This is a genomic window from Streptomyces sp. NPDC086080, assembly GCF_044540255.1.
GTDB lineage: Bacteria > Actinomycetota > Actinomycetes > Streptomycetales > Streptomycetaceae > Streptomyces.
This window is the reverse complement of sequence record NZ_JBITRU010000002.1, coordinates 217,406-243,565: the sequence shown is the minus strand read 5'-3', so window position 1 is coordinate 243,565 and position 26,160 is coordinate 217,406. Positions and strand designations below refer to the sequence as shown.

Annotated in this window: 22 protein-coding genes; 5 read left to right on the top strand and 17 right to left on the bottom strand. The window is 70.3% G+C overall.

The features are described from left to right. Positions 1–34 precede the first annotated feature (34 nt). The 3 genes from ACIF9R_RS03170 to ACIF9R_RS03160 all read right to left on the bottom strand — a co-directional run bounded on the left by ACIF9R_RS03170 (position 35) and on the right by ACIF9R_RS03160 (position 2,367). On the bottom strand, positions 35–667 hold the full coding sequence (locus tag ACIF9R_RS03170; protein ID WP_399973532.1) for a Uma2 family endonuclease: 633 nt from the start codon (positions 665–667) through the stop codon (positions 35–37). 52 nt (positions 668–719) lie between these two features. Beyond that, complete coding sequence (locus ACIF9R_RS03165; protein WP_399973529.1) at positions 720–1,655, bottom strand: helix-turn-helix domain-containing protein; 936 nt, start codon at positions 1,653–1,655, stop codon at positions 720–722. A gap of 229 nt (positions 1,656–1,884) precedes the next feature. Continuing rightward, complete coding sequence (locus tag ACIF9R_RS03160) at positions 1,885–2,367, bottom strand: ATP-binding protein (RefSeq protein ID WP_399973527.1); 483 nt, start codon at positions 2,365–2,367, stop codon at positions 1,885–1,887. A gap of 154 nt (positions 2,368–2,521) precedes the next feature. Here ACIF9R_RS03160 and ACIF9R_RS03155 point away from each other — a divergent pair, with 154 nt between their 5' ends. After that, positions 2,522–3,406 carry a helix-turn-helix domain-containing protein gene (locus ACIF9R_RS03155; protein ID WP_399973524.1) on the top strand — a complete coding sequence of 295 codons (885 nt, stop codon included), beginning with the start codon at positions 2,522–2,524 and terminating at the stop codon, positions 3,404–3,406. Continuing rightward, positions 3,403–3,675 carry a DUF397 domain-containing protein gene (locus tag ACIF9R_RS03150; RefSeq protein ID WP_399973522.1) on the top strand — a complete coding sequence of 91 codons (273 nt, stop codon included), beginning with the start codon at positions 3,403–3,405 and terminating at the stop codon, positions 3,673–3,675. The genes ACIF9R_RS03155 and ACIF9R_RS03150 overlap by 4 nt, the downstream gene beginning before the upstream one ends. 15 nt (positions 3,676–3,690) lie before the next feature. On the opposite strand, the gene ACIF9R_RS03145 is transcribed toward ACIF9R_RS03150, so the two are convergent. Next, positions 3,691–3,849: a hypothetical protein gene (locus ACIF9R_RS03145; protein ID WP_399973519.1), complete on the bottom strand. Its 159-nt coding sequence runs from the start codon at positions 3,847–3,849 to the stop codon at positions 3,691–3,693. 185 nt (positions 3,850–4,034) lie between these two features. On the opposite strand from ACIF9R_RS03145, the gene ACIF9R_RS03140 reads away from it, so the two are divergent. Next, the gene (locus ACIF9R_RS03140; protein WP_399973516.1) at positions 4,035–5,177 is read left to right on the top strand and encodes a Fic family protein; all 1,143 of its coding nucleotides are present in this window, start codon (positions 4,035–4,037) and stop codon (positions 5,175–5,177) included. 261 nt (positions 5,178–5,438) lie between these two features. Beyond that, the gene (locus ACIF9R_RS03135) at positions 5,439–7,187 is read left to right on the top strand and encodes a hypothetical protein (RefSeq protein ID WP_399973976.1); all 1,749 of its coding nucleotides are present in this window, start codon (positions 5,439–5,441) and stop codon (positions 7,185–7,187) included. 28 nt (positions 7,188–7,215) lie between these two features. On the opposite strand, the gene ACIF9R_RS03130 is transcribed toward ACIF9R_RS03135, so the two are convergent. The 3 genes from ACIF9R_RS03130 to ACIF9R_RS03120 all read right to left on the bottom strand — a co-directional run bounded on the left by ACIF9R_RS03130 (position 7,216) and on the right by ACIF9R_RS03120 (position 12,654). After that, positions 7,216–8,655, bottom strand: a complete 1,440-nt coding sequence (locus ACIF9R_RS03130) for an amidase (protein WP_399973513.1) — start codon at positions 8,653–8,655, stop codon at positions 7,216–7,218. Between the two features lie 95 nt (positions 8,656–8,750). Then, entirely contained in the window at positions 8,751–12,233 is a 3,483-nt protein-coding gene (locus ACIF9R_RS03125; protein ID WP_399973511.1) for a protein kinase, read from the bottom strand. Positions 12,234–12,459: 226 nt separating this feature from the next. Further along, positions 12,460–12,654 carry a hypothetical protein gene (locus tag ACIF9R_RS03120; protein ID WP_103541817.1) on the bottom strand — a complete coding sequence of 65 codons (195 nt, stop codon included), beginning with the start codon at positions 12,652–12,654 and terminating at the stop codon, positions 12,460–12,462. Between the two features lie 175 nt (positions 12,655–12,829). On the opposite strand from ACIF9R_RS03120, the gene ACIF9R_RS03115 reads away from it, so the two are divergent. After that, positions 12,830–14,968 carry a prolyl oligopeptidase family serine peptidase gene (locus tag ACIF9R_RS03115; RefSeq protein ID WP_399973508.1) on the top strand — a complete coding sequence of 713 codons (2,139 nt, stop codon included), beginning with the start codon at positions 12,830–12,832 and terminating at the stop codon, positions 14,966–14,968. Between the two features lie 171 nt (positions 14,969–15,139). Here the strand turns inward: ACIF9R_RS03115 and ACIF9R_RS03110 are convergent, their stop codons facing one another. The 10 genes from ACIF9R_RS03110 to ACIF9R_RS03065 all read right to left on the bottom strand — a co-directional run bounded on the left by ACIF9R_RS03110 (position 15,140) and on the right by ACIF9R_RS03065 (position 26,126). Next, the gene (locus ACIF9R_RS03110; protein ID WP_399973506.1) at positions 15,140–15,349 is read right to left on the bottom strand and encodes a DUF5980 family protein; all 210 of its coding nucleotides are present in this window, start codon (positions 15,347–15,349) and stop codon (positions 15,140–15,142) included. After that, positions 15,250–16,314: an ABC transporter ATP-binding protein gene (locus ACIF9R_RS03105; RefSeq protein ID WP_399973504.1), complete on the bottom strand. Its 1,065-nt coding sequence runs from the start codon at positions 16,312–16,314 to the stop codon at positions 15,250–15,252. Before ACIF9R_RS03105 ends, ACIF9R_RS03110 begins: the two co-directional genes overlap by 100 nt. After that, positions 16,307–17,281, bottom strand: a complete 975-nt coding sequence (locus ACIF9R_RS03100) for an ABC transporter ATP-binding protein (RefSeq protein WP_399973502.1) — start codon at positions 17,279–17,281, stop codon at positions 16,307–16,309. Before ACIF9R_RS03100 ends, ACIF9R_RS03105 begins: the two co-directional genes overlap by 8 nt. Positions 17,282–17,287: 6 nt before the next feature. Beyond that, positions 17,288–18,265: an ABC transporter permease gene (locus tag ACIF9R_RS03095; protein WP_399973500.1), complete on the bottom strand. Its 978-nt coding sequence runs from the start codon at positions 18,263–18,265 to the stop codon at positions 17,288–17,290. Beyond that, positions 18,258–19,181, bottom strand: a complete 924-nt coding sequence (locus tag ACIF9R_RS03090) for an ABC transporter permease (protein ID WP_399973498.1) — start codon at positions 19,179–19,181, stop codon at positions 18,258–18,260. Before ACIF9R_RS03090 ends, ACIF9R_RS03095 begins: the two co-directional genes overlap by 8 nt. A 6-nt stretch (positions 19,182–19,187) precedes the next feature. Further along, positions 19,188–20,816, bottom strand: a complete 1,629-nt coding sequence (locus ACIF9R_RS03085; protein WP_399973495.1) for an ABC transporter substrate-binding protein — start codon at positions 20,814–20,816, stop codon at positions 19,188–19,190. Between the two features lie 219 nt (positions 20,817–21,035). Beyond that, on the bottom strand, positions 21,036–22,154 hold the full coding sequence (locus ACIF9R_RS03080; protein ID WP_399973493.1) for an ABC transporter ATP-binding protein: 1,119 nt from the start codon (positions 22,152–22,154) through the stop codon (positions 21,036–21,038). A 15-nt stretch (positions 22,155–22,169) separates the two neighbouring features. Then, a complete protein-coding gene (locus tag ACIF9R_RS03075; RefSeq protein ID WP_399973490.1) occupies positions 22,170–23,231 on the bottom strand; it encodes an ABC transporter ATP-binding protein in 1,062 nt (353 codons plus the stop codon). Positions 23,232–23,241: 10 nt separating this feature from the next. After that, positions 23,242–24,219: an ABC transporter permease gene (locus ACIF9R_RS03070; RefSeq protein WP_399973487.1), complete on the bottom strand. Its 978-nt coding sequence runs from the start codon at positions 24,217–24,219 to the stop codon at positions 23,242–23,244. A 104-nt stretch (positions 24,220–24,323) separates the two neighbouring features. Next, complete coding sequence (locus ACIF9R_RS03065) at positions 24,324–26,126, bottom strand: ABC transporter substrate-binding protein (protein WP_399973484.1); 1,803 nt, start codon at positions 26,124–26,126, stop codon at positions 24,324–24,326. Between the last annotated feature and the right edge of the window lie 34 nt (positions 26,127–26,160).

Below are 26,160 nucleotides of genomic sequence, written 5' to 3'. Positions count from 1 at the left end.
CCTCACCGCACACCGGACCGTCTCGCTTTCCGGATCACACCCCTGACGAACCGGCCTTTTCCGCTCCGTCACCCCGGTAGAGCGGGAGACCCCTCGTGGAGATGGTCCACTCCCCGATGGTGACGTCCTCGCCGTAGACGAAGTCCTTGCGGACCGCGTAGCGAGGGCCCTCCGGGGTTGCGTGGATATCGGTGAGAACGGCGCCGGTGCCGGTGCGGGGATCGAAGATCGCGTAAACCGGCACACCCATCAGGGGATAGTCGCTCATCTTTCCCACCCAGTCGTTCTCCGGGTTGGACCGGGAGACGACCTCGATCGCGGCGATGAGCGCCCGGGGATCGAAGCTCTCCGGCACCTCCATGTCCGCCCATGCGATGACCATCACGTCAGGACGTCGCATGATGCCCTCGTATGCGTCTTCGACGTCGGGCTCCCCCGTGTGAGCGACGACCTCCTCCGGCATCACCTTCTCAAGGCGTTTGCGCAGGTGCAGAGTGGTCAGCTCGTGCGGACCGATGGGCGCCATCATGTCGTGGACGATCCCCTTCTTGGTGATCTCGAACTTGCCTGGGACCGTGTCGGCGTCGTCCAGGGACTGAACGACGTCCCTCATGGACCGGTAGACGTGAGAGGCGCCCCGCCGCGCGTCGTCGGGTGCGATGGTCATGGCGCTCGCTCCTCGTCGTCTGTGCCCAGGGGCAAGGATCGTCACGTTCATGCTAGGCGGCCTCCTTGCGGTCGGAGCGGCAACCGCGGCAGAGGCCGGGCTCCGGGGCGTGGAAGCCGCGGTCGCAGCCGTCGCAGTTCTGCATGCGGAGCCGGGGCCGTGCGGGCGGCGGCGGAGCGGCCGGCTCGCGGTACGGGGCCGGAGGCGGGAGCTGGGCGGCCAGCCGGTGCGCCAGGAAGGCGGCGGGGCGGCGTACGCCCTCGGGCGGCAGGTCGGCGATCAGCCCACGGCGTACGGCCGCGGGGGTGACGTCGCGCTCCAGCCAGGCGGCGACACCGGGGGTCAGGTGGGCGGCGTCGGCGGTGGAGAGGAGCATGTGGGGGCTGTGGCGGCGAAGGTCCGCGAGGAGGTCTGCGGCGGCCCGGAACAGTGCGGGGACGCTGCACTCGGGGCGCGGTACGGCGGGGAGGGGTTTGCGGGCGCGCGGTTTCTCGCAGGCGTCCTGGCCGCCCCGGGGCTCGGGCCTTTCGGTGGGCCCCGGTGCTGTTGAGGGCTCCGGGCGGTCGGCGGGCTGGGGAGCGGGCTCGGGGTGGGTGCGGGCCCCCGCCGGCTGGTTGCAGGAGACCGTACGGCTGACGATGCGGCCGGTGGGCGTGCGGTGTCGTTCACGGCGCAGGTAGCCGTGGCACTCCAGCTCGCGCAGGGCGGCGGCGATACGGGTGGCTCCCTCGGGGAACCGGGCGGTGAGGCTCTTGATGTCGGCCGGCGCGCCCTGCGGCAGCGACTGGAGGTGTGTGCCGAGCCCGATCGCGAGGAGCGAGAGCTCCCGGTGTTGTGCGAGGTGGTTGCCGATCACCGTGAAGCGGGTGGTGTGGCGGGTGTTGTCGTGCTGGAGCCCGCCGGTGGTGCGGGGGGATTGGTTCGGGTGGTTGTTGCCCGCTTCGCGGGCCTGGGCGCGCGGGGGCGCGCTAGGGTTCCGGGTACCCATCGGGAAGCTCTCTTCTTCCTCGGTGGTCAGGCCCTCGCATTTGGGATTGCACTCCCGGCGGGGGCCGTCTCATGTTTGCGGTTGCGGGGGTGGTGCGTTGGGCTGAGCGTCGGGCCTCGGAGGTCCGAAAATCCAGCCGAACCGGAGATGTTCACCCGCCCGAGTGAGTACGGCCACGGGCGGGAGGGTCGGGTTTGGTGGAGGTGCTTTCCCCCGGGTTCTTTGTCTTTCAGTCGTCGACGACACCGGAGCGCGAGGACGCGGGTTCCGGTGGTGAAAAGGCCAGTTCGGCCCAGACCGTCTTACGGGGGAACCACCCCTCGGTCACTCCCCAGCGGTCGGCCAGCGCCTCCACCAACAGCAGGCCCCGCCCCGACTCGGCCCCTGGGTCCGGCACTTGTGGCATGGGCATCTCGTCACCGCGCGTGTCCGTGACCTCGATACGGAGCGTCGTGCCGACCACGTAGAGCGTGAGCCGGAAGCTGCGGCCGGAAAGGCGGCCGTGGGTCGCCGCGTTGGCCGCCAGTTCCGCAATGACGTGGCTCGCCCGCTCATGCGGGAGCCCCCAGCTCCGGAGCGTGTCCACGGCGAGCAGGCGGGCCAGGCGGGCGCCTCGCGGGGTGGACGACAGCAGCATGGTGAAGTTCCGGACGGTGGCCTCGGGTTCGGGTCGTGTCCCCTGCTCGGCGATTCCTTGAGTTTGCTGATTCACATCACCGAGCGTGACTGACCGGACATACTGAGATGCGTAATTGAGCTGTTACGTAGAGCTACAGTCCAAGGTTCAACGGGCCCTGTCCCTGCTGTCCAAGTAGCTCCTGCGAACAGGTCGGAACAGTACGTCGCAGCACAACGGAGGGGCAGCCATGTCGCTGAGCAGTGAGGCGGTGCGGGCCGGGACCGAGACGGACCAGACGGACGAGCCGGGGTGGGAGGTCGACCCGGACGACGACTGGGCGCTGGCCGTTGTGGCCACGGTGGGAAGGCAGTTGAGGCTCCGCCGGGAAGCGGCGGGGATGCGGGTCAGCGACTTCGCGGCGGCTGCCGGATACGGCGCGGATCTCGTGTACAAGATCGAGACGGGGAAGCGGATCCCCCGGCCCGAGTACTTGGACACGGCGGACGAGGTGCTGAACGCCGGTGGGCTCATCGCGGCGATGCAGGAGGACGTGAAGAAGGTCCGGTATCCGAAGAAGGTGCGGGATCTCGCACAGCTGGAGGGGCGAGCGGTCGAGATCGGTCTCTATGTCTGCCACAGCATCAGCGGGCTTCTCCAGACGGCGGATCATGCAAGGGCAGCGTTCGAGTCACGGCAACCCGCTTACAGCCAGGACGAAATCGAGCGGATGGTGGCTGCCCGCACGGATCGCCAGACCATCTTCCGGAAGGATCCCGCGCCCACGCTCAGTTTCGTCCTGGAAGAGGCCCCTCTACGGCGTCCCCTCGGAGGCACAATGGTGTGGCGCGGACAACTGGAGCATCTGCTTGAAGTGGGCAGGCTGCGTTGTGTGACGCTTCAAGTGATGCCGACGCACTGCGAGGCTCACCCCGGGCTGGACGGGAAGATCGAGTTGCTGAAGTTCGAGGACGGTTCAGCAGTGGCACGCTGCGAGGGAGCGTTCAACGGCCGCCCGGTCTCGGACGTCCGGCAGCTCCGCATCGCCGAACTACGATATGGCAGCATCCGCGCGCAGGCCCTCCCACCTCGGGAGTCGCTGGCATTCATCGAGGAACTGCTGGGGGAAACATGATCCGCAAGGTCTCCGACCACGGCACTTCCGGCCTCGCGTGGTTCAAGAGCAGCTACAGCGACGGCAACGAAGGCGACTCGTGCGTCGAAGTTGCAGGAGCCTGGTTCAAGAGCAGCTACAGCAGCGGCGCGGAGACTGACTCCTGCGTCGAGATCGCCACCGCCCCCGCCACCGTCCACGTCCGCGACTCGAAGAACCTCGACGGCCCCCGGCTCGCCTTCGCCCCCGCCGCGTGGGCAGGTTTCCTGCCGTACGCGGTCGAGGGCTGATCCAGGAGGGCGCTCCTACTCGACCTCGGCCTCCGGTACGTCCACGTCGCCGCCCAGGGAGCGGGCAATGGCGGTGACCTCGTTCGGGGCGAACTGGAGGTCGCGGACGTTTCTCCTCGGCATCACCTCGGGCGGAAGTCCACTGTCGACGTCGTCGAAGGCGGGGTCGTTCATCAACCGCTCCGTAAGCGGCGGCAACGCCACCAGCATCCGTCGAGCACCTCCTGCGACAGGTTGCGCATGGCGTCCTCGCGGTTCCGCCCGTGGGGCCGGCCCATGAAACGTCGGCCGGTCCGCGGCCCCGGCTGCTGCACCACACTCCGTTTGACTTGATGACACAATCACAGTGTCGTTGCTCCGTGTTGTACGCGACTCCCCGCCTGGACGCCGACGACCACCGGGCTCTCGACGAGATCGAGGCCATGCGTCGCGCCCTGCGCCACATGCTCCGGGCCGCTCCTCGCTGGATCCACCAGTTGCGCCGTAACCTGACCGCTCGCGCGATCGCCGGATCGAACACCATCGAGGGATACGCCGCGACGGTCGACGACGTGGAAGCCCTCATGTCCGGCGAGGAACCGCTGGAGACCGGGCAGAAGACACGCGCCGAGCTGGAGGGCTATCAGCGCGGCATGACCTACATCCAGGCCCTCGCCGACGCCGGAGACGACTTCCGCTACGACGCCGGCCTGCTCAACGGCCTGCACTTCATGCTCCAGGGCCACCACCTCGACAAGCGCCCAGGCCGCTGGCGCGACGGGCCCGTCTACGTCACCAGCCCCGACGACCCCCTGGTCCCCGCCTACACCGCACCGGACCAGGCAGAGGTCCCCGCTCTGATGTCGGAGTTCATCGACTGGCTCAACGAGGGCGACCTCGACGCCCCCGTCCACATCCGCGCCTCGATGGCGCACCTCAACCTCGTCAAGATCCACCCCTGGAAGGACGGCAACGGACGCATGTCCCGCGCCCTGTCCACCCTTGTGTTCTCCCGGGAAGCCCTGATGCCGCCCGAGTTCTCGTCCATCGAGGAGTGGCTGGGCCGAGGCCAGAACACGTACGCCTACTACCAGGTCCTGGAGGATGTCGGTGGCCCGCACTGGAGTCCGGGGCGGGACACCCGGCCCTGGATCCGGTTCTGCCTGACCGCCCACCACCGCCAGGCCCAGCAGGCCCAGCGACGCTTCGATGTGATATCGCGGGCCTGGACCCGCCTGGTCGAGAACGTCGAAGCAGCCGGCCTGGACGAGCGGGTCGTCTACGCCCTGCTGCCCGCGTTCTCGGACGCGAAGGTCCGCCGTACCGTCTACCAGCAGGACGCCGACCTCAGCGACCAGCAGGCCATCCGGGACATCCGGGAGCTCGTCGCCCGCGGCTGGCTCGTCCCGCACGGCAAGGCCCGGGCCCGCTACTACGCCCCGGGCCCTCTCATGGACCCGGTCCGGGAAGAGGTCCGCCAGTCCATGCAGCCGTACACGAATCCCTACCGGCCCCGGCACTGAGCCGCCCGGCAGTGTGTGTCCGCCGGGTCCGAACGAAGTCGCGCTGAGCGCCGCCGTTTCGACGAGGCGGGAGGGGCGGGCCGGGCTGGAGACGCGTGTGGTCATAATGCGCGGGTGTCCAGACATCCCGTGCCGTTGCCCGCCGAGCACATACCGCCCGGCACCGCCGAGTGGCGGACTCCCGACGCCCGGCGATGGCTCGCCGCCGTGCCTGCCCGGTGGGCTCATCCTCTGTGGGCAGTCCTCGCGTTGGTCGTCTCGATGGTGTGGGAGCTGGAGGCGGGGCCCGTCCCCGCCTGCACGTCCGCGGAGCCCTGCGGCACCGACTGGCTGGGCCTCGGTGCGGCCGTCGTGCTGCTGCTGACCCCGTACTGGGTGTGGCGGCAGCCGCGCCCCGCGCTCGTGGGGCTCGCGGCCGGGCTGACGGCTCTCGTCGTGGAGGAGGGCTTCACCGCGTTCGAACGGCCGTCCGCGCTCGCGTACCTCGCGGCCGTCGCGTTCAGCGCCGCCGGACTCGTCCACCGGCTGGCCGCCGCCGGACGGCAGGGGTCGCTGGCCCTGGAGGCGGCCGGGCCGGTCGCCCAGCCGCTGCCCGACGCCGCTCGGACGTTCCGCCGGGGCCGGCTCTCCTTCGTCCTGGCCGCGCTGTTGCTGGCCGTCGCCGGGTTCGGCTACTGGCAGGCCCAGCAGGTCGCCGACGCGTACGAGGAGCGGGCCGCGAGCGCCACGCACCTGTCCGGGCGGGTCACGGCCCTGGACCGGAGCGACGAGGACGTCGACGTCCTCACGGTGACGGCCGAGGGGCGCACCCATCGCTTCGAGACGGCCTTCCCCGAGGACTTCCCCGTCGGCACCCGCGTCGACATCGTCGTGGACGGCGACTGGAAGGCACTGGTCGCGGAGCCGTACGACATCTTCGGCTGGGAGCTGATGGTGCTGGGCGGCTCCGTCGTGGGCCTCGCGTCCTTCGTGAACGGCGCGGCCGGGCGGGCCCGTTCGCGGCGGCTGCGGCGCGGGCCGCTGCCGGTGCTGCACGTGCTGGTGCGCGAGGGCGAGGAGGACGGCCGCACCTGGGTGTTCGCGGCCGACGACCGGGAGGGCTCTCGGCCGATCCTGCACTTCCACTCGCTGTACGCCTTCGAGGACGAGGACGACCCGGACGAGTTCGACACGGACGAGGACGGCCTCGGCGCGGACGACGACTCCGCGGCCGCCGTCGAACTCGGCAGGCTCACGGAGATCCTCCGGGGTGAGGGCCCCACCCCGCCGCTGCGGGAGGCCGTCCTGTACGGCGTCCCCTACGCCGGCGCCGAAGTCGCCTTCGTCGCGCGTGACGACGCGGATGCCCCCGAGGTGGAGGTGGAGTGCAGTGTCAGCGCGGTGAGACCGGCCGTTCCGGGGTTGCTGGAGCCCGGGCCGCGGCGCCGCGAGCGGAAGGGCCCGCGGCGGTCCGTCGACGAGGTCGCCGCCGGCCTGACCGTCACGGCGGGCCCCCGGACGTGGCGGGCGCACGGCTTCTCGCGGGCGGTCGGCCTCGGACTCCTGCTGGTGCAGGGCGGCGGCATCTGGGCCGTGCTCGACGAAGGGCCGTCATGGACCTGGCTGTTCCTGGTCGCGGGTGTGCCATGGCTGGTGACGGTCGTGGCGACGGCGCTCACCTGGCGGATCACCGCCGACCATGAAGGGCTGTGGGTGACCGGGGCGTGGCGTGTGCGGCGGGTTCCGTGGGACGTGATCACGTCCGTACGGCAGTCCGACGACGGCATCAGCATCGGCAGGGCGAAGGACTCCGCCGTGGAGATGGCCCCCATGGGCTGGGCGTGGGTGGAGCGCCGCCTGGGGCACGAGCCGGGTGTGGAGCGCGTCGTGGAGGAGGTGCGGGCGCTGCTGCTCCGCCCGGAGCTGCGGCCGCTGGAGGAGGCACCGGCGGGGCGGCAGGGCATGCCGGTCGGGCCTCCGCTGGTGGCCCTGGCGGTGCTGTGGGGTGCGGCGGTGCTGCTCCTGATGTGACGGACGGCGGGGCGGTGCTGGGCACCCGTCATCGGTCCTGGATGCGCCGGAACGGCTGGTCCGCCTCCAGTTCGAAGGCCAGTTCCAGGAGCTTGCGTTCCGCGCCGGGGCGGCCGGAGATCATCACGCCGATCGGGAGGCCGTCCGCCGTCGCGGTCGCGGCCGGGAGGGAGATCGACGGGGTGCCGACCACGTTGTTGACCGGGGTGAACGCCACGTAGGCCAGGATGCGTTCGACCAGGGTCGCGTACGGGACGGACGGGTTGAGGTGGCCGAGGGGTGGAGTGGTGTGGGCCAGGACGGGGGAGAGGATCACGTCGAGGCCCCGGAAGCCGGCCGCGTACGCCTCGCGCGTGCGCTTCAGCCGACGCAGGACGCCGGGAGTCGTCCTCCAGTTGCCCACGTACATCTCGCGCAGGCCCCTGCTCAGGCTGTCCATGCGGCGGCGGTCGAAGTCGGTGCCGAGTGTCCTGCCGGTGACGCCGATCAGGAACGACAGCAGGCCCCAGTAGGTGAGGAAGTCGTCGGTGAAGTGCGGGTCGATGGCGAGTTCCACCGGTTCGACGGTGTGGCCGAGGCGTTCCAGGCGATGGGCCGTCTCGGTCACCGCCGCCCGAGTGTCCGCGTCGGAGGCGACGCCGTTCGGGGAGTCCACCAGGAGGCCGACGCGCAGGCGGCGGTCCGAGGGGCCCTCGACCAGGCCCACGGGCGGGAGCTTCGGGTTCCGCCAGTGCTGTTCCGCCGCCGCGAGGAAGGCCGCGCTGTCGCGCACGGAGCGGCTCACCACGCCGTCGGTGACGAGGTCGATGGGGAGTTGGCGGCCCTGTGCGTTCGCCACCACCCGGCCGCGGGTCGGCTTCAGGCCGACGAGTCCGCAGCAGGCGGCCGGGATGCGGATCGAGCCGCCGCCGTCGTTGGCGTGCGCGATCGGTACCGCTCCGGCAGCGACCAGGGCGGCGCTGCCGCCGGAGGAGCCGCCCGCCGAGTGGCCGGTGTGCCACGGGTTGCGGACCGGCTCGGCCTCCTCGTACTCGGTGGTGGGACTGAAACCGAACTCGGGCAGCCGGGTCTTGCCGAGGACCGTGACGCCAGTGCTCAGCAGCTGGCGGGTGAACGGGGCGTGCCGGCGGGCGGGGCGGGGCGCGAAGGCGGCGCTGCCGTGGCCGGTGGGCAGGCCCTGGTAGTCGGTGTTGTCCTTGACGAAGGTCGGCACCCCGGCGAGGGCACCGGCGGGCGCGGAGTCGTGGGCCGGGTGGTCGAGGTGGACCTGGACGGCGTTCAGCCGGGCCTCTACGGCGTGGACGCGTGCCGAGGCGTCGCGGGCGGCCTCGGCGGCGCTCACCTCGCCCCGGCGGATCGCCGCCGCGAGGCCCACCGCGTCGTGGTCGCCGAGGGCGTCGTCCCGGAAGACGTGCACCCTCGACCGCGCCTCGCCGCGTTCCTGGCTCTGTTCCTCGAAAGTCGTCACCGTCGGCTCCGCCCTGCGCGCGTGGATGATGGCCCCGCCATCATTCCTTACCGGTGGGTAACACGCGAGGGCCCAGTGAGCACGAGTCGGGAGGATCACCCGCCGTGCCCGCTCCGGTTGCCGTCGGTGGCCAGCTCCCAGTCGATCTCCCACACCCGCACGACCCCGGCCGAGTCGCCGCAGACGACATGACGGCCGTCGGGGGTCGGCACGGCCGCCAGCAGGCCGTCCCCCTTCGCGTCGGGCAGGGGGGAGCACCGCCCCGTGCCGACGTTCCACACCTCGATGCCTCCGGAACCGTCGCACACCGCGAAGCGGCCGTCCGCCGTGAGGCGGGCGCCGGAGGAGGAGTAGCCGTCGAAAGTCTGCAGGCACTCGCCGGTCCTCGTGTCCCAGAGGCGCCGGGCGCGTTCATGGTGGTCGCCGCCCGAGAGGGCGTACCGGCCGTCCGGGCTGAGCCACACCGACATCACGGCGCGGGTGTGTCCTGTCATGACGCGCAGGCACCGGCCGCTGTCGAGGTCCCACAGGCGGACGGCCCTGTCGTCGCCCCCCGTGACGGCGAGCCGGCCGTCGTCGGCGGTCCACACGGCGTTGACGGAGAGTTCCAGGCCGTCGAACGCGCGCACCTGCCGGTCGTTCTCGACGTCCCACAGCCGCAGCTTCCGGCCGCTGCCGCCGATGAGCGCGTGGCGGCCGTCGGGGAGCAACCGGACCGACGAGCCGTACGCCTCCTCGTCCAGCACGCGCACACACGTCCCGGTGGTCACGTCCCACAGCCGGGCGCTCCGGTCCCGTCCGAGCGACAGCAGGCGGCTCGCGTCGGGGCTGAGGGCGACCTCCTCCACCAGGTGCGTATGGCCCGTCAGCACGCCGACGCACCGCCCGCCGGCGATGTCCCAGAGCCTGATGGTGCGGTCGCTGCTCGCCGACGCGGCGAGCCGGCCGTCCGCGGAGACGTCGATCCGGGTGACGTACCCGGTGTGGCCGGTGAGTCGGTGGGTCGGCCAGCCCGTGCGCAGGCCCACGCGCACGGTGCGGTCCTCCAGCCGCCGCCAGTGGGCGAGGAGGCGCGGCGCCCGTTCGTGGCCGGGCACGGAACGGGCACGGGTGAGCCGGTCGAGTGCGCGCGCCGTGTCGCCGTCGGCCAGGGCCCGTTCCGCCTCGGCGACGAGAGCGTCGACCCGCTCGCCCCGGCCGGACAGTTCGACCGGGGTGCGGGGACGGCTGAGGTGCGGCGGGGCGGTGTACCCACCGGGCAGCGTCCACCACCGCAGTGTGTTGTCCTGGGCGGCGGACACCCCGTACCGGGCGTCGGAGGAGAACCGCACGGCGTTCACCGGACCGCGGTGCCCCGTGAACGTGCGCAGGCACCGGCCCGTGTCCAGGTCCCAGTAACGCACTCTGTGGTCGTCCCCGCCGGAGAGCGCGAAGCGGCCGTCCGCGCTCATCGCCAAGGACATGACGGCGTGCCGGGGCCCGTGGAGCGTCCGCAGCAGCCGGCCCGAGTCGACGTCCCACAGGTGGATCGTGCCGGTGCCGTGCCCGCTCAGCGCGCGGCGGCCGCCCGCGCCGAAGCACACCGACCACACGAACGACGGGTCGCCGCCGTGCAGGAGGCGTACCGAGGCGTCGGTCATCGAGACGAGTTGCAGTGTGCCGCCGGTGCCGCCGGCCAGCGCCCAGCGACCGTCCGGGGCGACCTCCAGCGCGTGCACCGGTTCGTCGGTCCCGCCCGACCGGTTGACGGAGCGCAGCGTGCCGCCGCCGAGGTTGACCCCGATGACCGTGCCCTGGTGCGTCCCGAACAGGACCGCCCGTCCGGCCGGGGTCAGCCGCACCGGCGCCACCGTGAACCCGCCCTGCGCGGGCGGGGGGAAATCGGCCTCGTACAGGCACCGCCCGTCGGTCAGGTCCCAGAACCGGATGTCGCGGTCCACGCCGACGGACACGGCGATGCGCCCGTCGGGGCTCACGTCCACGGACCCGACCGGCTTGTCATGGGCCCGGATGACGCGCAGGCACGCACCGTCCCGTACGGACCACAGCCGCACGGTGCCGTCCCAGCTCCCGGTCAGCACTGTCCCCGCCCGCGGGGCGAGCCGGATCCGGATCTCCTTCGCGAGACGGTCCCGGTCGGTCATCCGTTCACGCGGGTACGACTGCCAGGGCACCGGTGTCGCCTCGACACAGCGCGCGTCTTCCACCCGTCCCGACTCGATCGCCCGGAGCGCGTCGGCCGTGTCCGGGTCGTCGGGCCGCTGCTCCAGCAGCGCGCGGGCGGCGGGCAGATGGCCGCGTTCCAGGTTGACCTGGGCCAGCAGACGGCCTGCCACGGCGAGGGCGGGCACCGCGTCGGGGGCGTCCGCGGCAACGACACCGGCGGCGGTCCAGGCGGCCTCCATGGTGGCGACCAGGTGCTCGTCCGTGATGTCGCCCCGCCGCCAGCTCAGCAGACCGGCGTTGTAGTGGGCGGCCGGGTGGTGCGGATCGGCGGCCGTCGCCCGTGCGAACGCCTCCTCCGCCTCGTCCGGGCGTCCGAGGTCCAGCAACGACAGCGCACGGTTGTTCAGTTCGTCGGCGCGCAGTTCCGCGGGGACGGGCGCGGGGCGGGGGTACGGGCGTCCGGTCAGCCGCTCGTACGACGCCACCAGTGCGTCGGCGACCTCGGCCATCGAACCGGGGCGGGCGGCCGGATCCATCGACAGGCACCGGGCGAGCAGGGCCGCGACGTCCTCGGGCATGGGCACCGCGCATCTGCCCGACACCCGCAGGCCGGCCAGGCTCTCCCCGGCGACCGGACCCGCGAACCACGTGACGCCGCCGACGAACATCTCCAGGACCGACACGGCAAAGCTGTAGAGGTCGCTGCCCAGCCCTACCCGGTTCCCCAGGACCTGTTCGGGGGACGCGTAGGCCGGTGTCATGCCGAGACGGGTGACGAGCAGGCTCGCGGGAGGCACCCTGCCGGTCCCGGCCTCCCCCGCCGGCCGTTCTCCCTCGCCCGCCCCCGTCTCCCACTCCGCGGGCACTCCCCGGTCCGCGTCCTGACCGGCGGCCGGCCGCCTGCCGCGATGCGATCGTGCCAGCCCGAAGTCCGTCACCTTCGCGACGCCGTCCTCGACGAGGATGTTCGCCGGTTTGACGTCCTGGTGCACCAGACCCCTGCGGTGCGCGTGCTCCAGGCCTCGCGCGCATTGCACGGCCAGATCGAGGACACGGGCCGACGCCTCGCGCGGTGCTCCCTCGTACAGGGAACGGTCGGCGATCAGGTCCCGCAGGCTGCCGCCGGACACGTACTCGGCGAACACCCGCGGCACCCCGTCCAGCGTGCGCACGTAGTAGCAGGCGCAGACGTTCGGATGCAGGCCCAGCGCGACCCACTCCTCGGACTCGGTGACGAACCGCGCCCGTCCGGCCGCGTCCCGGTACACCTCCGGTCGGGGGCTCTTCACGGCGAGGTCGATGTTCCACCCCAGGTGCCGCACCCGGTGGACGAGCCCCATGGCACCCTGCCCGTGGACCCGCGTGACCTCGTACCGCCCGTCCACGACGTCGCCGACGCGCCACTCCCCCACTGCCTCACCCTCCCGTCACGGCCCGCTCCCCGAGCCGCCGGTGTCCCGGCGTCCGGCCACCCGGCGGAGAGCGGGACGGAGCGGACGCGCGCTCGTCCCGTCCGGCGTCGCCGGTCCGGAGCCTATGAGGCCGACGCGGGGAGCGGGAGGGGAGGACGGACGGGACGGGACGTGGACTCCGGCCGGGTCCCGGGACGGGCCACGGGCCCCGGCCGGAAGACGGTGCTCAGAAGTTGATGCTGCCGATCATCCCCGCGATGTTCGTCGTGAGCTCGCTGATCGTGGGCGCCATCGTCGACGAGGCCATGTAGAAGCCGAGCAGCATGCACACCACGGCGTGCCCTGCCTTGAGACCCGACTTCTTGATGAGCAGGAAGACGATGATCGCCAGCAGCACCACCGCCGAAATCGAGAGTGCCACGGCGGTTCACCTCCAAGGATCCCAGGGCGCGGGGGTAGGAATATGGGGGCAGACAAGTCCACACAGCAGCCAGCAGGTTCATACCCACTATGCGCTAACGATCATAACTATCCGTACGTGCGCATCGGTCGGCGCACGGCCGCACAAGGGGGCGCATGGCCAATATGGTCAGGGCATGACGACCGAGGCTGACTCCTTCCCCCGACGGCACGCCCGCACCCTGCGCTTCACGCTCGGCGCGCCGCGTTCGTTCAGCGTGGCTCCCGACGGTTCGCGTGTCGTGTTCCTGCGCTCGGGTTCCGGTACGGACCGGGCCAATTCACTCTGGATCCTCGACACGGAGGAGGGCGGGGAGCGCGTGGCGGCCGACCCGCGCGCCCTCCTCGGCGGGGCCTCCGAGAACCTCTCCGCCGAGGAACGCGCGCGCCGTGAACGCAGTCGTGAGGGCGGCGCCGGCATCGTCGGCTATGCCACCGACGCGGCGGTCGAGCTGGCGACTTTCGCCTTGTCAGGGCGGCTCTTCACGGCCGAGCTGCGGGCCGGAACGGCGCGTGAACTGACCGTGCCGGGGCCGGTGATCGACCCTCGGCCGTCGCCCGACGGACGGCATGTCGCCTACGTGGCCCGGGGGGCGCTGCGGGTGACCGGGGCCGAGGGGGCGGACGACCGCGCGCTGGCGACCCCCGAGTCGGAGGACGTCACCTACGGTCTGGCGGAGTTCGTCGCGGCCGAGGAGATGGGGCGTTCGCGGGGCTTCTGGTGGGCTCCGGAGTCGGACCGGCTGCTGGTGGCGCGGGTGGACGACACGCCGGTGCGGCGGTGGTGGATCTCCGACCCCGCCCATCCGGGACGTGAGCCGCGCCACGTCCGCTACCCGGCGGCGGGCACCCCGAACGCGGACGTACGGCTGTTCGTGATCGACCTCGACGGGACGCGCACGGAGGTCTCCTGGGACCGGGCCCGCTATCCCTATCTGGCGCATGTGCACTGGTCAGCCGCGGGTGCCCCGCTGCTCCTGGTGCAGGCGCGCGACCAGCAGGCCCAGCTGATCCTGGCCGTGGATCCGGACTCCGGGGCGACCCGGATGGTGCACGCCGACGAAGATCCAACTTGGCTTGAACTTTTCCCCGGGGTGCCCTGCTGGAGTCCTTCCGGGCAGCTGGTGCGGATCGCGGACGAGGGGGGTGCGCGACGCCTCGCGGTCGGTGAACGACCGCTCACCGGGGGCCAGTTGCACATCCGGGCGGTACTGGACGTCTCCGACGACGATGTGCTGGTCTCGGCGTCGGCGGGCGAGGAGGCGGCCGATCCGGAGATCGGCGAGGTGCACGTGTACCGGGTGAACGAACTCGGCGTGGAGCGCGTCTCGCAGGAGCCCGGTGTGCACTCCGCGGTACGCGCCGGGGGCGTGACCGTGCTCGTCTCCGCCACCCCGGACCGGCCAGGTTCCCGGGCGGTGGTGCTGCGTGACGGGAAACCGACGGCGACTGTCCCCTCGTACGCCGAAGACCCCGGTATGTCCCCCCGCGTGACCCTGACTCAGGGGGGCGCACGCCGAATCCCGTGCGCCGTGCTTATGCCTCGGGACTACGCCGGTGACACCCTGCTGCCGGTCCTCATGGACCCCTACGGTGGCCCGCACGGTCAGCGGGTCGCGGCCGCCCACAACCCGCATCTGACCTCGCAGTGGTTCGCCGACCAGGGCTTCGCGGTGGTCGTCGCGGACGGGCGCGGCACCCCGGGCCGCTCGCCCGCCTGGGAGAAGTCCGTCAAGGACGACATCGCCGCGATCGTCGTACAGGACCAGGTCGACGCGCTCCAGGCGCTCGCCGGTGACTTCCCGCTCGACCTGGACCGGGTCGCGATCCGGGGCTGGTCCTTCGGCGGCTATCTGGCGGCCCTCGCGGCGCTGCGCCGCCCCGACGTCTTCCACGCGGCGGTGGTGGGCGCCCCGGTCACCGACCTCCGCCTCTACGACACGCACTACCAGGAACGCTACGTCGGCCACCCGGACGAACAGCCCGACGTCTACCGCCGCAACTCGGTGATCGACGACGCGGGCCTGGTCGACGCCGCAGGACCGCACCGGCCGATGATGATCATCCACGGCCTTGCGGACGACAACGTGGTGGTCGCGCACTCCCTGCGCCTCTCCTCGGCACTGCTCGCGGCCGGCCGCCCGCACGAGGTGCTGCCGCTGTCCGGCGTCACCCACATGACCCCGCAGGAAGAGGTCGCCGAGAACCTGCTCCGCCTCCAACTCGACTTCCTCCGGCGCTCGCTCGGCCTGACAAACGGGGAGGAACCGCGTTAACACACAGGAAACCTCGCGGAAGCGGTTCCGATATACGGACACGGAACGCTGAACACCGTACGGCCGTGCGGGTGCCGTAAAACGGGCCGGGGTGCGCCATGCCACCCCGGCCCGTCGCCGTGCCCCCCTCGCCTCGTCCGGGCGGCCGGCCGGCCGGTCAAGCGAGTCGGCTCAGCACCTGTCCTTCCATTCGATGACGAGCGGGACGGTCTGCCGCTCGGATCCGTCCGTCGCCCAGAGCGTGGCCCGGTGCGTGGTGCCGGCCGGTGCCGCCGGGAGGTTCAGGCCCCGGGGCGCTCCTCCGGCGGCACCACGTGCTTCTCCTCCGCGAAGTGGCAGGCCGAGTCGTGGGCTGCCGGGCCGCCGGACTTCTCGAACCACTCCGGGACCGCCAGGGCCGGGACCTCGAGCGCGCAGCGCTCCCGCGCCTTCCAGCAGCGGGTGCGGAAGCGGCAGCCGGAGGGGATGTTCGTCGGGGACGGGACGTCACCGGTGAGGATGATCCGCTCCCGGTGCTCCCGGGCCTCCGGGTCCGGCACCGGGACGGCGGAGAGCAGCGCCTGGGTGTAGGGGTGCGTGGGATGGTCGTAGATCTCGGTGTCCCGGCCGGTCTCCACGATCCGGCCGAGGTACATCACCGCGACCCGGTCCGAGATGTGCCGGACGATCGACAGGTCGTGCGCGATGAAGACGTAGGCGAGGTCGAACTCGCTCTGCAGCCGGTCCATCAGGTTGATGACCTGCGCCTGCACCGACACGTCCAGCGCGGAGACCGGTTCGTCGGCGACGATGATCTCCGGGCGGAGCGCCAACCCGCGTGCGATGCCGATGCGTTGACGCTGGCCGCCGGAGAACTGGTGCGGATAGCGGTTGATGTACTCCGGGTTGAGGCCGACCACGTCCAGCAGGTCCTGCACCTTCCGGCGCCGGTCGCCCTTCGGCGCCACCTCGGGATGGATGTCGTACGGCTCCCCGATGATGTCCCCCACCGTCATGCGGGGGTTGAGGGAGGTGTACGGGTCCTGGAACACCATCTGGATGTTGCGGCGTACGGCCTTGAGGGCCTTGCCCGACAGCCGGGTGATGTCCTCGCCCTTGTAGCGGATCGAACCGGCCGTCGGGCGCTCCAGGTTGACCAGCGTCTTCGCGACCGTCGACTTGCCGCAGCCGGACTCGCCGACGATGCCCAGCGTCTCGCCCCGGCCCAGCCGGAAGTCCACGCCGTCGACCGCGCGCACGGCGCCGACCTGCTTGCGGAAGACGATGCCCCGCGTCAGCGGGTAGTGCTTGACCAGGCCGACGACCTCCAGGATCGGCTCCTTCGGCTTCGGCGAGGCATCAGTCATCCAGGCACTCCCTCCAGAAGTGGCAGGCACTCCCCCGCGTCGGCGACACCTCGTACAGCGGCGGCTCGTCGGTGCGGCAGACGTCCCGGGCCAGGGGGCAGCGGGGGTGGAAGGCGCAGCCCGGCGGGATGTTCATGAGGTTGGGCGGCAGACCCTTGATGGCGTAGAGCTCCTGGCCCTTCTGGTCCAGGCGGGGGATGGAGTCCAGCAGGCCGCGGGTGTACGGGTGGGCGGGGGCCTTGTAGATGTCGTGGACCGGTGCCGACTCGACGATCCGGCCCGCGTACATCACGGCGATGCGGTCGGCGACGTCGGCGACCACGCCCAGGTCGTGGGTGATGAGGATGAGGCCCATCCGGTACTCGCGCTGGAGTTCCGCGAGCAGCTCCATGACCTGGGCCTGGACGGTGACGTCGAGGGCGGTGGTCGGTTCGTCGGCGATGATCAGGGCGGGTTCCAGGGCCAGCGCCATCGCGATCATGATGCGCTGGCGCATGCCGCCGGAGAACTGGTGCGGGTACTGCCTGACCCGCTCCCGGGCGGCGGGGATGCGCACCCGGTCCATCAGTTCGACCGCCCTGGCCCGCGCGTCCTTGCGGGACATGCCCCGGTGCACGGTGAACATCTCGCCCAGCTGGTCGCCGACGGTGAGCACGGGGTTGAGGGACGACAGCGCGTCCTGGAAGATCATCGCCATCTCGGCACCCCGGATCCGCCGGCGTTCGTCCTCCTTGAGCTTCAGCAGGTCCCGCCCCTGGAAGACGACCTCACCGCCGGTGATCCGGCCGGGCGGGATGTCGAGGATGCCCATGATCGCCTGTGCGGTCACGGACTTGCCGGAACCCGACTCGCCGAGCACGGCCAGGGTCTCCCCCGCGTCCACGCCGTAGCTGACCCCGTTGACGGCCTTGGCGACCCCGTCCCGGGTGTGGAACTCCACGTGCAGGTCCCGCACTTCGAGCAGCACGGCCGCTCACCTCAGCTTCGGGTCGAGGGCGTCGCGCACCGCGTCGCCGAGCATGATGAACGCCAGGACGGTGATCGCGAGGGCCCCGGAGGGCCACAGCAGCGCGTGCGGGGCGTTGCGGATGTACGGGGAGGCGGCGGAGATGTCGATGCCCCACGAGACGCTGGGCGGCTTCAGGCCGACGCCGAGGTAGGACAGGGTGGCCTCCAGCGAGATGTAGGTGCCGAGCGCGATGGTCGCGACGACGATGACGGGCGCGACGGCGTTCGGCGCGATGTGCCGGAGCACCAGGCGGGAGTGGGAGGCGCCGAGGGCCCGCGCGGCCTGGACGTAGTCGTTCTGCTTGGCGGTGATGACGGCACCGCGGGCGATGCGGGAGAGCTGCGGCCAGCCGAGCAGCACGATGAAGCCGATGACCGGCCAGATGGTGTTGCTGGTGATGACGGAGAGCAGCACAAGGCCGCCGAGGACGACGGGGATGGCGAAGAAGACGTCGGTGATCCGGGACAGGACCGAGTCCCAGACGCCGCCGAAGTACCCGGCGAGGGCGCCCAGGACACTGCCGAGGACGGCGACGCCGAGGGTGGCGAGGATACCGACCGCGACGGACGTACGGGCGCCGTAGACGGTGCGGGTGTAGACGTCGCAGCCCTGGCCGTCGAAGCCGAAGGGGTGGCCGGACTGGGAGCCCTGCTGGGCCTTGGACAGGTCGCACTTCAGGGGGCTGCCGGAGGCGATCGCCGAGGGCCACAGGGAGATGAGGACCAGGAAGAGGATGACCAGGGCGGAGACGAGGAAGACGGGGTTGCGGCGCAGGTCGCGCCAGGCGTCGGACCACAGGGAGCGCGGCCGTTCCTCCGGCCCGGTGCCGTCCGGGCCCGGACGCTTCTCCAGCGTCTCGGCCTCCTCGACGCCCAGGTCCATGGGGCCGCCCATCCCGGTGCCGGCGATGGCCTGTTCGGGTTCGTGGCGTCCGTCAGGCATAGCGGATCCTCGGGTCGAGTACGGCGTACAGGAGGTCGACGATCAGGTTGGCGACCAGGAACACCAGCACCAGCACGGTGACGAAGCCGACGACGGTCTGCGTGTTCTGCCGGAGGATGCCCTGGTAGAGCTGGTAGCCGACACCGTGGATGTTGAAGATCCGCTCGGTGACGATGGCGCCGCCCATGAGGAAGCCGATGTCGGCCCCGATGAAGGTGATCACGGGGATGAGGGAGTTGCGCAGCAGGTGCCGGACGACCACCCGGTGGCGGGGCAGGCCCTTGGCGACGGCGGTGCGGACGTAGTCGGAGCGCCGGTTCTCGGCGATGGAGGTGCGGGTCAGCCGGGTGACGTAGGCGAGGGAGACGGAGGCCAGGACGAGTCCGGGCAGGATCAGTTCGTCGAAGGGCGCCTCGGAGGAGACCGAGGGCCGGATCCAGCCCCACTTCACGCCGAGCAGCAGCTGGAGCAGCAGGCCGGTGACGAAGGTGGGGACGGAGATGACGACGAGGGTGAGCAGCAGCACGCCGGTGTCGACGGGGCGGCCCCGGCGCAGTCCGGTGACCACGCCGAGGGTGACGCCGATGACGACCTCGAAGAGGATCGCGATCAGGGTGAGCCGGATGGTGACGGGGAACGCCGTCGCCATCAGCTCGGTGACCTCCTGACCGTTGAACGCCGTGCCGAAGTCGCCGGTGAAGAGGTTCCCCATGTAGGTCGCGTACTGCTGCCAGACGGGCTTGTCGAGGCCGAACTCCTGCTCGAGGCGGGCGGCGGTCGCCGGGTCGCACTGGCGTTCACCGCACAGTCCGGCGATGGGGTCGCCCATCACGTTGACCATGAGGAAGATCAGCAGCGTGGCCCCGATGAACACCGGGATCATCTGGAGCAGCCGTCGGACGACATAGCGCCCCATCGCGGATCAGCTCACCTTGATCTGTTCGTACACGGGGACGCTGAAGGGGTTGAGCTTGACGTCGGAGAGCCGGTCGGACCACCCGGCGCTGCCGTTCTGGTACCAGAGCGGGATGGCCGCCATGTTGTCGCGGACGACCTCCTCGGCCTGCTGGAACAGGTCGATGGCCTTGGCGGTGTCGGTCTCCCGGTTGGCCTGGTCGACGAGGTCGTCGAACCGCTCGTTGGACCATTCGCCGTCGTTGGACGAGGCGCCCGTGTAGTAGAGCGGCTGGAGGAAGTTCTGGATGAGCGGGTAGTCCATCTGCCAGCCGGAGCGGAACGGGCCCGGCATCTTGCGGTCGGTGATCTCGTTGCGGAAGTCGGCGAAGGTGCCCACCGGGGCGGCGGTGCAGGCACGCTCGTCGTCCAGCGCGTTGTTGATGGAGTTGCAGACGGCGTTGACCCACTCGCGGTGGGAGCCGGTGTCCGCGTTGAAGGTGATCGTCACCTTGCCGCCGGGCAGCCCGCCGCCCTCCTCGATGAGCTTCTTGGCCTCGTCGGGCTTGTACTCGCAGGCGTCCCCGCACAGGCCCGCCTGGTAGCCGCCGTCCTCGCCGAGGACGGGTGAGGTCCAGTCGGTGGCGGGGGTGCGGGTCTTGTGGAAGATCGTGTCGGTGATCTGCTTCCGGTCGATCGCCATGGACAGGCCCTTGCGGACCTTCTCCGAGCCCGCCTTGTTCCAGTCCGGGTCGTAGAACGGGAAGGCGAGGGTCTGGATGATGCCGGCGGGGGTGTTGAGGTAGCGGTCACCGAGGTCGTTCCGCACGTTCTTCAGCTGGGCTGCGGGAACGTCGTCGACCAGGTCGAGGTTGCCGGCGATGAGGTCGGTGTAGGCGGTGTTGGCGTCGGTGTAGACCTTGAGGTCGACGCCGCCGTTCTGCGCCTTGTCGTCGCCGGGGTAGTCGTCCCACCTGCGCAGGGCCATCTGCGAGCCGCGCGTGTAGGAGTCGACCAGGTAGGGGCCGTTGCCGATGGGCTTCTTCACCCAGGCGTCGTGGTCGTCGAAGAACGCGCGGGGCAGCGGGACGAAGGCGTTGTAGCCGAGGGTGTCGGGGAAGGTCGAGAACTTCTGGGTGAGCTCGACGGTGAAGGTGCGGTCGCCGGTGACCTTCAGTCCTGACATGGTGTCGGCGGTCTGCTCGCCCTCCTCCGGGTGGACCTGGTCGTAGCCCTCGATGTAGCCGAAGAAGTACGAGTTGCGCTGGTTGTTCCTCAGGCTCGCGCCGTAGTTCCAGGCGTCGACGAAGGACTGGGCGGTGACCTTCTCACCGTTGCTGAAGGTCCAGCCGTCCTCGACGGTGACGGTGAAGTTCTGGGAGTCGGAGGTCTCGATCTTCTCGGCGAGCATGTCCTTGGCCTCGCCGGTCTCCGGGTCGTACCGCTTCAGCCCCCGGAAGATCATGTCGAGGACCTTGCCGCCCTGCACCTCGTTGGTGTTCGACGGCTCCAGCGGGTTCTGCGGATCGCCCCAGGAGGCGCTCAGCACGGCCCCGGAGTCGCTCCCGCCACCGTCTCCGTCGCCTCCACAGCCCGTCGCCGCGAGGGCGACCGCCATCGCGCAGGCGGCCCATTTGGCGTGCATGGCTCCGCGCATGTGGTGCCTCCTCGTACGTGCGCCGATCATGTACGTCAATATCGACGCAAAGCACCCGGCACGCATGCGCACGGCACCTGTACGGGGGTGACCCCGGCCATCTGCACGTACGGGAGGTCCCCGAACGAGCGACGGCGGCCCCGTCCGCCTCCCGAACGCGCGACGGCTGCCGCCCGCCTCCTGCGAGGCGAACGGCAGCCGTGGCGGTCCGACGAGGTGTCAGTCCTTCTCGACCGACTCCTCCAGGGCCTTCAGCGCCGGGTCCAGGACGACGTCCTCGCCGCGGGACTCCGTGGTCGGGTCCTCCGGGAAGTGACAGGCCGTCAGGTGGCCGTCGCGGTTGCCGGAGAGCTGCACGAGCGGCGGCTCCTCCGTCGCGCACTTGTCCTGGGCCTTCCAGCACCGGGTGCGGAAGCGGCAGCCGGACGGAGGGGAGATCGGCGAGGGCACGTCGCCGTAGAGGCGGATGCGCTCCCGGTTCTCCGTCTCGTCGTCCATGGCCACCTCGGGCACGGCCGACAGAAGGGCGTGGGTGTAGGGGTGCCGGGGACGGTTGTAGATGGAGTCCCGGTCCCCGACCTCGACCACCTTGCCGAGGTACATCACGGCGACGCGGTGCGAGAAGTGCCGGACCACCGCCAGGTCGTGCGCGATGAAGAGGAAGGCGATGCCCAGTTCGTCCTGGACCTTCTTCAGCAGGTTGACGACCTGCGCCTGGATCGACACGTCCAGCGCGGACACCGGCTCGTCCGCCACGATCAGCTTCGGGTTGAGCGCGAGGGCACGGGCGACGCCGATGCGCTGGCGCTGGCCGCCGGAGAACTCGTGCGGGAAGCGGTTGTAGTGCTCGGGGTTGAGGCCGACGAGCTCGAGCAGCTCGCGCACCTTCTTCTCCCGGCCGCCCGTGGGATTGATCCCGTTGACCTCCATCGGTGACTTGATGATGGTGCCGACGGTCTGCCGCGGGTTCAGCGACGAGTACGGGTCCTGGAAGATCATCTGGATCTCGGACCGCACGGGTGCCAGCTGCCTGCGCTTGGCGTGCGTGATGTCCTGGCCGGCGTACTCGATCCTGCCGCCGGTCGGCTCCAGCAGCCGGGTGATGAGCCGGCCGGTGGTCGACTTGCCGCAGCCCGACTCACCCACCAGGCCGACGCTCTCGCCGACGCCGACGGTCAGGTCGACGTTGTCGACCGCCTGGACGGCACCGACCTTCCGCTTGATCGGGAAGCCGCCGTAGATCGGGAAGTGCTTGGTCAGGCCCTCCACCTTGAGCAGCGCCTCGGTGGACGCGCCGGTGGAGCCCTGCTGTGCGGGGAGGGTGAGGTTGTCGCTCATGTCTCGGATCTCTCCCTAGCGCAGCCGGGGCTGGATCGTGTCGATGAATATGGATTGCTTCTGCTCCGCCGTCAGGTGGCAGGCAGCGGCGCGGCCCTCGCCGAGCGGTGGGCGCTCGGTGCTGCACCGGTTGCCCGGCACCTCACCGGTGAAGGCGCAGCGCGGGTGGAAGGGGCAGCCGGAGGGCGGGTTCAGCAGGCTGGGCGGCGATCCGGGGATCGGGTTGAGCGCCTGCGAGGTGTCGCCGCCGAGGCGGGGCATCGAGCTGAGCAGGCCCCAGGTGTAGGGGTGCTTGGGCTCGCGCAGCACCTCGCGGACGCTGCCGCGCTCCACGGCCCGGCCCGCGTACATCACCAGCAGGTCGTCGGCCATGTCGGAGATGACGCCGAGGTCGTGGGTGATGAAAATGATCGCCGTGCCGAACTCCTGCTGGAGGTCCTTGAGCAGGTCGAGGATCTGCGCCTGGACCGTCACGTCCAGGGCCGTGGTCGGCTCGTCCGCGATCAGCAGGTCGGGGTCGCAGACCAGCGCCATGGCGATCATGGCGCGCTGACGCATACCCCCGGAGAACTGGTGCGGGTAGTCGTCCACCCGGGTCTTGGGCTGCGGGATGCCGACCTTGGTCAGCATCTCGATCGCCCGCTGCCGGGCCTCCTTCTTGGAGGCACCGGTGTGCTTCATGTACGGCTCGGCGATCTGCCGGCCCACCGTGTAGTACGGCGAGAGCGCCGTCAGCGGGTCCTGGAAGATCATCGCGACCTTGTTGCCGCGGAGCTTCTCCATCTCCTTCTCGGAGGCGGTGACCAGGTCCTGCCCCTCGAGGATGATCTCGCCCTCGACGGTGGTGCTCTGGGGATTGTGCAGGCCGAGCACCGTCAGGTTGGTGACGGACTTGCCGGAGCCCGACTCGCCCACGATGCCGAGGGTCCTACCGCGCTCGACGTCGAAGGACAGCCCGTCGACCGCCTTGACGATGCCGTCCTCGGTGGAGAACCGCACCCGCAGGTCGCGGACCGAGAGGAAGGAGCCAGGCCCGGTCGGGGCCTTGTCGCCTTCGGTCTTGGTCAGTGTGGTCACGGTGTTTCTCCTAGCTGAGCCGCACGCGCGGGTCGATGTACGCGTAGACGAGGTCCACGAGGATGTTCAGGAGCAGGATGAAGAACGCCCCGAACAGCATGACGCCCATGGTCACCGGCAGGTCCTTCGTGAGCGAAGAATCCACCGCGAGACGGCCGATTCCGGCCAGGTCGAACGTGAACTCCGTGACCACCGCGCCGGACAGCAGTGCGCTGAGGTCGATACCCAGGATGGTGACGATCGGGATGAGCGAACCGCGCCAGGCGTAACGGAAGAAGACGTAGCTCTGCTTCATGCCCTTGGCACGCGCGGTACGGACGTGCTCCTCCTGGAGCTGCTCGATCATCGTCGAGCGCGCCATACGGGTGTACTGCGCGGTGAAGATGGTGGCCATCACCGCCCACGGGATCAGCAACCCGGCGGCCCAGGTGAGCGGGTTCTCGGTGAAGGGAGAGTACTTGGGGTTCTCCATCCAGCCCGTCTGGTAGACCACGAGGCCCAGGACGATCGGGCCGAGGAAGTAGATCTGGAAGGAGCTCAGCACGATGGACGCACCGCTGACCGCTCTGTCGGCCACCGTGCCGCGCTTCCACGCGGCCAGCATGCCGGCGCCGAGGCCCACGATGAGGAAGATGACCAGACCGCCGACGGTCAGCGACAGCGTCAGCGGGAAACGGTCCATGATCGAGTCCCAGACGAACTGCCCCGTCTCGAAGGACTGACCGAGGCAGGGGGCGGCGCAGTGGCCGGTCGCGAAGTCCCGCCCGGTGACGATGCCCGACATGAACTCCCAGAACTGGGTGGTGATGGGCTTGTCCAGGCCGAGGTTCTCGCGGATCACGGCGAGGTTCTCGGGCGAGCAGTTCTTGCCGCAGGACAACGCAGCGAAGTCCTGAGGAACCGTATAGAACAGGAAGAACGTGAAGGCGCCGATCAGGAACATGATGACGACGGCGCCGATCAGCCTGCGGATGAGGAACTGAAGCATGGCGGGTGGATGCTCTCTTCGAAACGCGGCGGCAGGGAGGGGGAACCGTCCGCGGGGGTGCGCTCCGCCTGGCGCACACCCCCGCGGTCAGCCGAGCTGACGGGTTACGGCTGCTTCAGGTACACGTCGTTGATGTCGATGTAGCTCGACCGAGTGCTGTACCGGGCGCCACCGATGTTCGAACCGTAGAGCTGGATCTGCTTCGAGTAGTAGACCGGGGCAGCCGGGTTGATCTCCTCCACGATGCGGTGGTGAGCCTGCTCCCAGGTCTTGGCGGCCTCCTCCGGCTCCTGTTCCAGGGCCTTCTGGATCAGCTCGTTGACCTGCTTGTCGTTGATGTGCGAGTAGTTGGACGCACCGTCGGCGATCAGCTCACCGTCGTAGACCGGGGTGATGACGGTGGACGGCGACGGCCAGTCCTGGCCCCAGCCGGTCATGTAGATGTCGTACGGGTTGTCCAGCTTGCCGACCTGCTCGTAGAAGCTGGCCCGGTCGATCTCCTTGGCCTGGACGTCGAAGCCGATCTTGGCCAGGGCGCCCTTGATGATGACCTGCTGGGCCTGGCCGCGCGGGGTGTTGGAGTAGGCGTAGCTGAGCTTCGTACCCTCCTTGACGCCCGCCTCCTTCAGCAGTTCCTTGGCCTTCTCGATGTCGCCGTTGGGCTTCTTCAGCTTGCCGAACGGGTCGTACTCGGGGTCGAAGTTCGGCAGGGTCGGGGCGAGCAGACCGCCGGCCACCTCACCGCCGTAACGGCCACCGTCCGCCTGGACCATGGACTGGTTCGGGAGCGCGTAGGTGATCGCGTCACGGACCTTCTTGTCCTTGACCCGGTCCAGGTTGAAGTTCAGCTGCCACACGTAGGGCTGGTAGCCCTGGATGGTGCGCTTCTTGGCGTTGGCGTCACCGATGACCGTGGACATCTGCGCCGGGTCCACCGAGTCGGTGAACTGGATGGCGTTCTTGGCCTCGCCCTGGTCGGCGATCAGACGCTTGGTCTGGCTGGCCTGGTCGATGGTGGCGCTGAAGTTGTAGCCGTCGACGTACTGGTGACGCACCGCGTCCGTCTTCGGGTCCCACTGGTCGTTCTTGACCAGCTTCATCGACTTGCCCGGCTTGTACTCGGCGATCTTGTAGGGGCCGAGCGCCTTCGGGGCGTCGTCGTACTTCTCCTTCGTGTCCGCCTTCTCGGGGACGATGGCGTAGCCGGCCATGGCCAGGGCCTGCGGGAGGTCCGGGCGCGGCTTGTCGAAGTGGAAGACGACCGTCTTGGCGTCCGGGGTCTCCAGCACGGTGTCCGGCAGGTGCTTGCCCTTGTAGGGGCCGTCCGGCAGCGCCTTGCGGTAGTCGTTGCCCGAGAGCCAGGACTGGATGAAGGTCGGGCCGTCGAAGATGACCTTCGAGTACAGACGCTCGATGGAGTGGCGGACGTCGGCCGAGGTGATGGCGTTGCCGTCCTCGTCCTTCACGCCGTCCTTCAGCGTGTACGTCCAGGTCTTGCCGCCGTCGGAGGACGTGCCCGAGTCGGTGGCGATGTCACCGACGACGGTCAGGTTGCCCTTCTCGTCCTCCTCGTAGTTCGTCAGGCCGCGGTGGACCAGGTTGGCGAACTGGCCGGCATCGCTGACGTAGATCTGACCCGGGTCCATGTGGGTCAGGTCCGACTGCATGTAGACGTTGATGAAGCCGCCGGGCTTGGCTCCGGGGACCTCCGCGGCCGGGCCGGTGGAGGCGGCCGCGTCACCGTAGGCGACAGGATCCTGCTGCTCGGCAGCGTCCTTCTGGGACTTGGAGTCGTCCTTGCCCTTGCTGCCACCGTCGCTGTTGCCGGAGCAGCCGGTCAGGGCCATGGAACCGGCCACGATGGCGACGGCGATGGCGCGCGCGGTACGCGTTCTGATGGGCTTCATGATGCCGATGCACCTACCTGTCATTAGTTGTCCA

Excerpts from the sequence above, each read along its gene's own strand:
- ACIF9R_RS03170 (WP_399973532.1), bottom strand. The coding sequence starts at position 667 with ATGACCATCGCACCCGACGACGCGCGGCGGGGCGCCTCTCACGTCTAC.
- ACIF9R_RS03165 (WP_399973529.1), bottom strand. The coding sequence starts at position 1,655 with ATGGGTACCCGGAACCCTAGCGCGCCCCCGCGCGCCCAGGCCCGCGAA.
- ACIF9R_RS03155 (WP_399973524.1), top strand. The coding sequence starts at position 2,522 with ATGTCGCTGAGCAGTGAGGCGGTGCGGGCCGGGACCGAGACGGACCAG.
- ACIF9R_RS03150 (WP_399973522.1), top strand. The coding sequence starts at position 3,403 with ATGATCCGCAAGGTCTCCGACCACGGCACTTCCGGCCTCGCGTGGTTC.
- ACIF9R_RS03145 (WP_399973519.1), bottom strand. The coding sequence starts at position 3,849 with ATGAACGACCCCGCCTTCGACGACGTCGACAGTGGACTTCCGCCCGAG.
- ACIF9R_RS03135 (WP_399973976.1), top strand. The coding sequence starts at position 5,439 with ATGGTGTGGGAGCTGGAGGCGGGGCCCGTCCCCGCCTGCACGTCCGCG.
- ACIF9R_RS03115 (WP_399973508.1), top strand. The coding sequence starts at position 12,830 with ATGACGACCGAGGCTGACTCCTTCCCCCGACGGCACGCCCGCACCCTG.
- ACIF9R_RS03105 (WP_399973504.1), bottom strand. The coding sequence starts at position 16,314 with ATGACTGATGCCTCGCCGAAGCCGAAGGAGCCGATCCTGGAGGTCGTC.
- ACIF9R_RS03095 (WP_399973500.1), bottom strand. The coding sequence starts at position 18,265 with ATGCCTGACGGACGCCACGAACCCGAACAGGCCATCGCCGGCACCGGG.
- ACIF9R_RS03090 (WP_399973498.1), bottom strand. The coding sequence starts at position 19,181 with ATGGGGCGCTATGTCGTCCGACGGCTGCTCCAGATGATCCCGGTGTTC.
- ACIF9R_RS03085 (WP_399973495.1), bottom strand. The coding sequence starts at position 20,816 with ATGCGCGGAGCCATGCACGCCAAATGGGCCGCCTGCGCGATGGCGGTC.
- ACIF9R_RS03080 (WP_399973493.1), bottom strand. The coding sequence starts at position 22,154 with ATGAGCGACAACCTCACCCTCCCCGCACAGCAGGGCTCCACCGGCGCG.
- ACIF9R_RS03070 (WP_399973487.1), bottom strand. The coding sequence starts at position 24,219 with ATGCTTCAGTTCCTCATCCGCAGGCTGATCGGCGCCGTCGTCATCATG.
- ACIF9R_RS03065 (WP_399973484.1), bottom strand. The coding sequence starts at position 26,126 with ATGAAGCCCATCAGAACGCGTACCGCGCGCGCCATCGCCGTCGCCATC.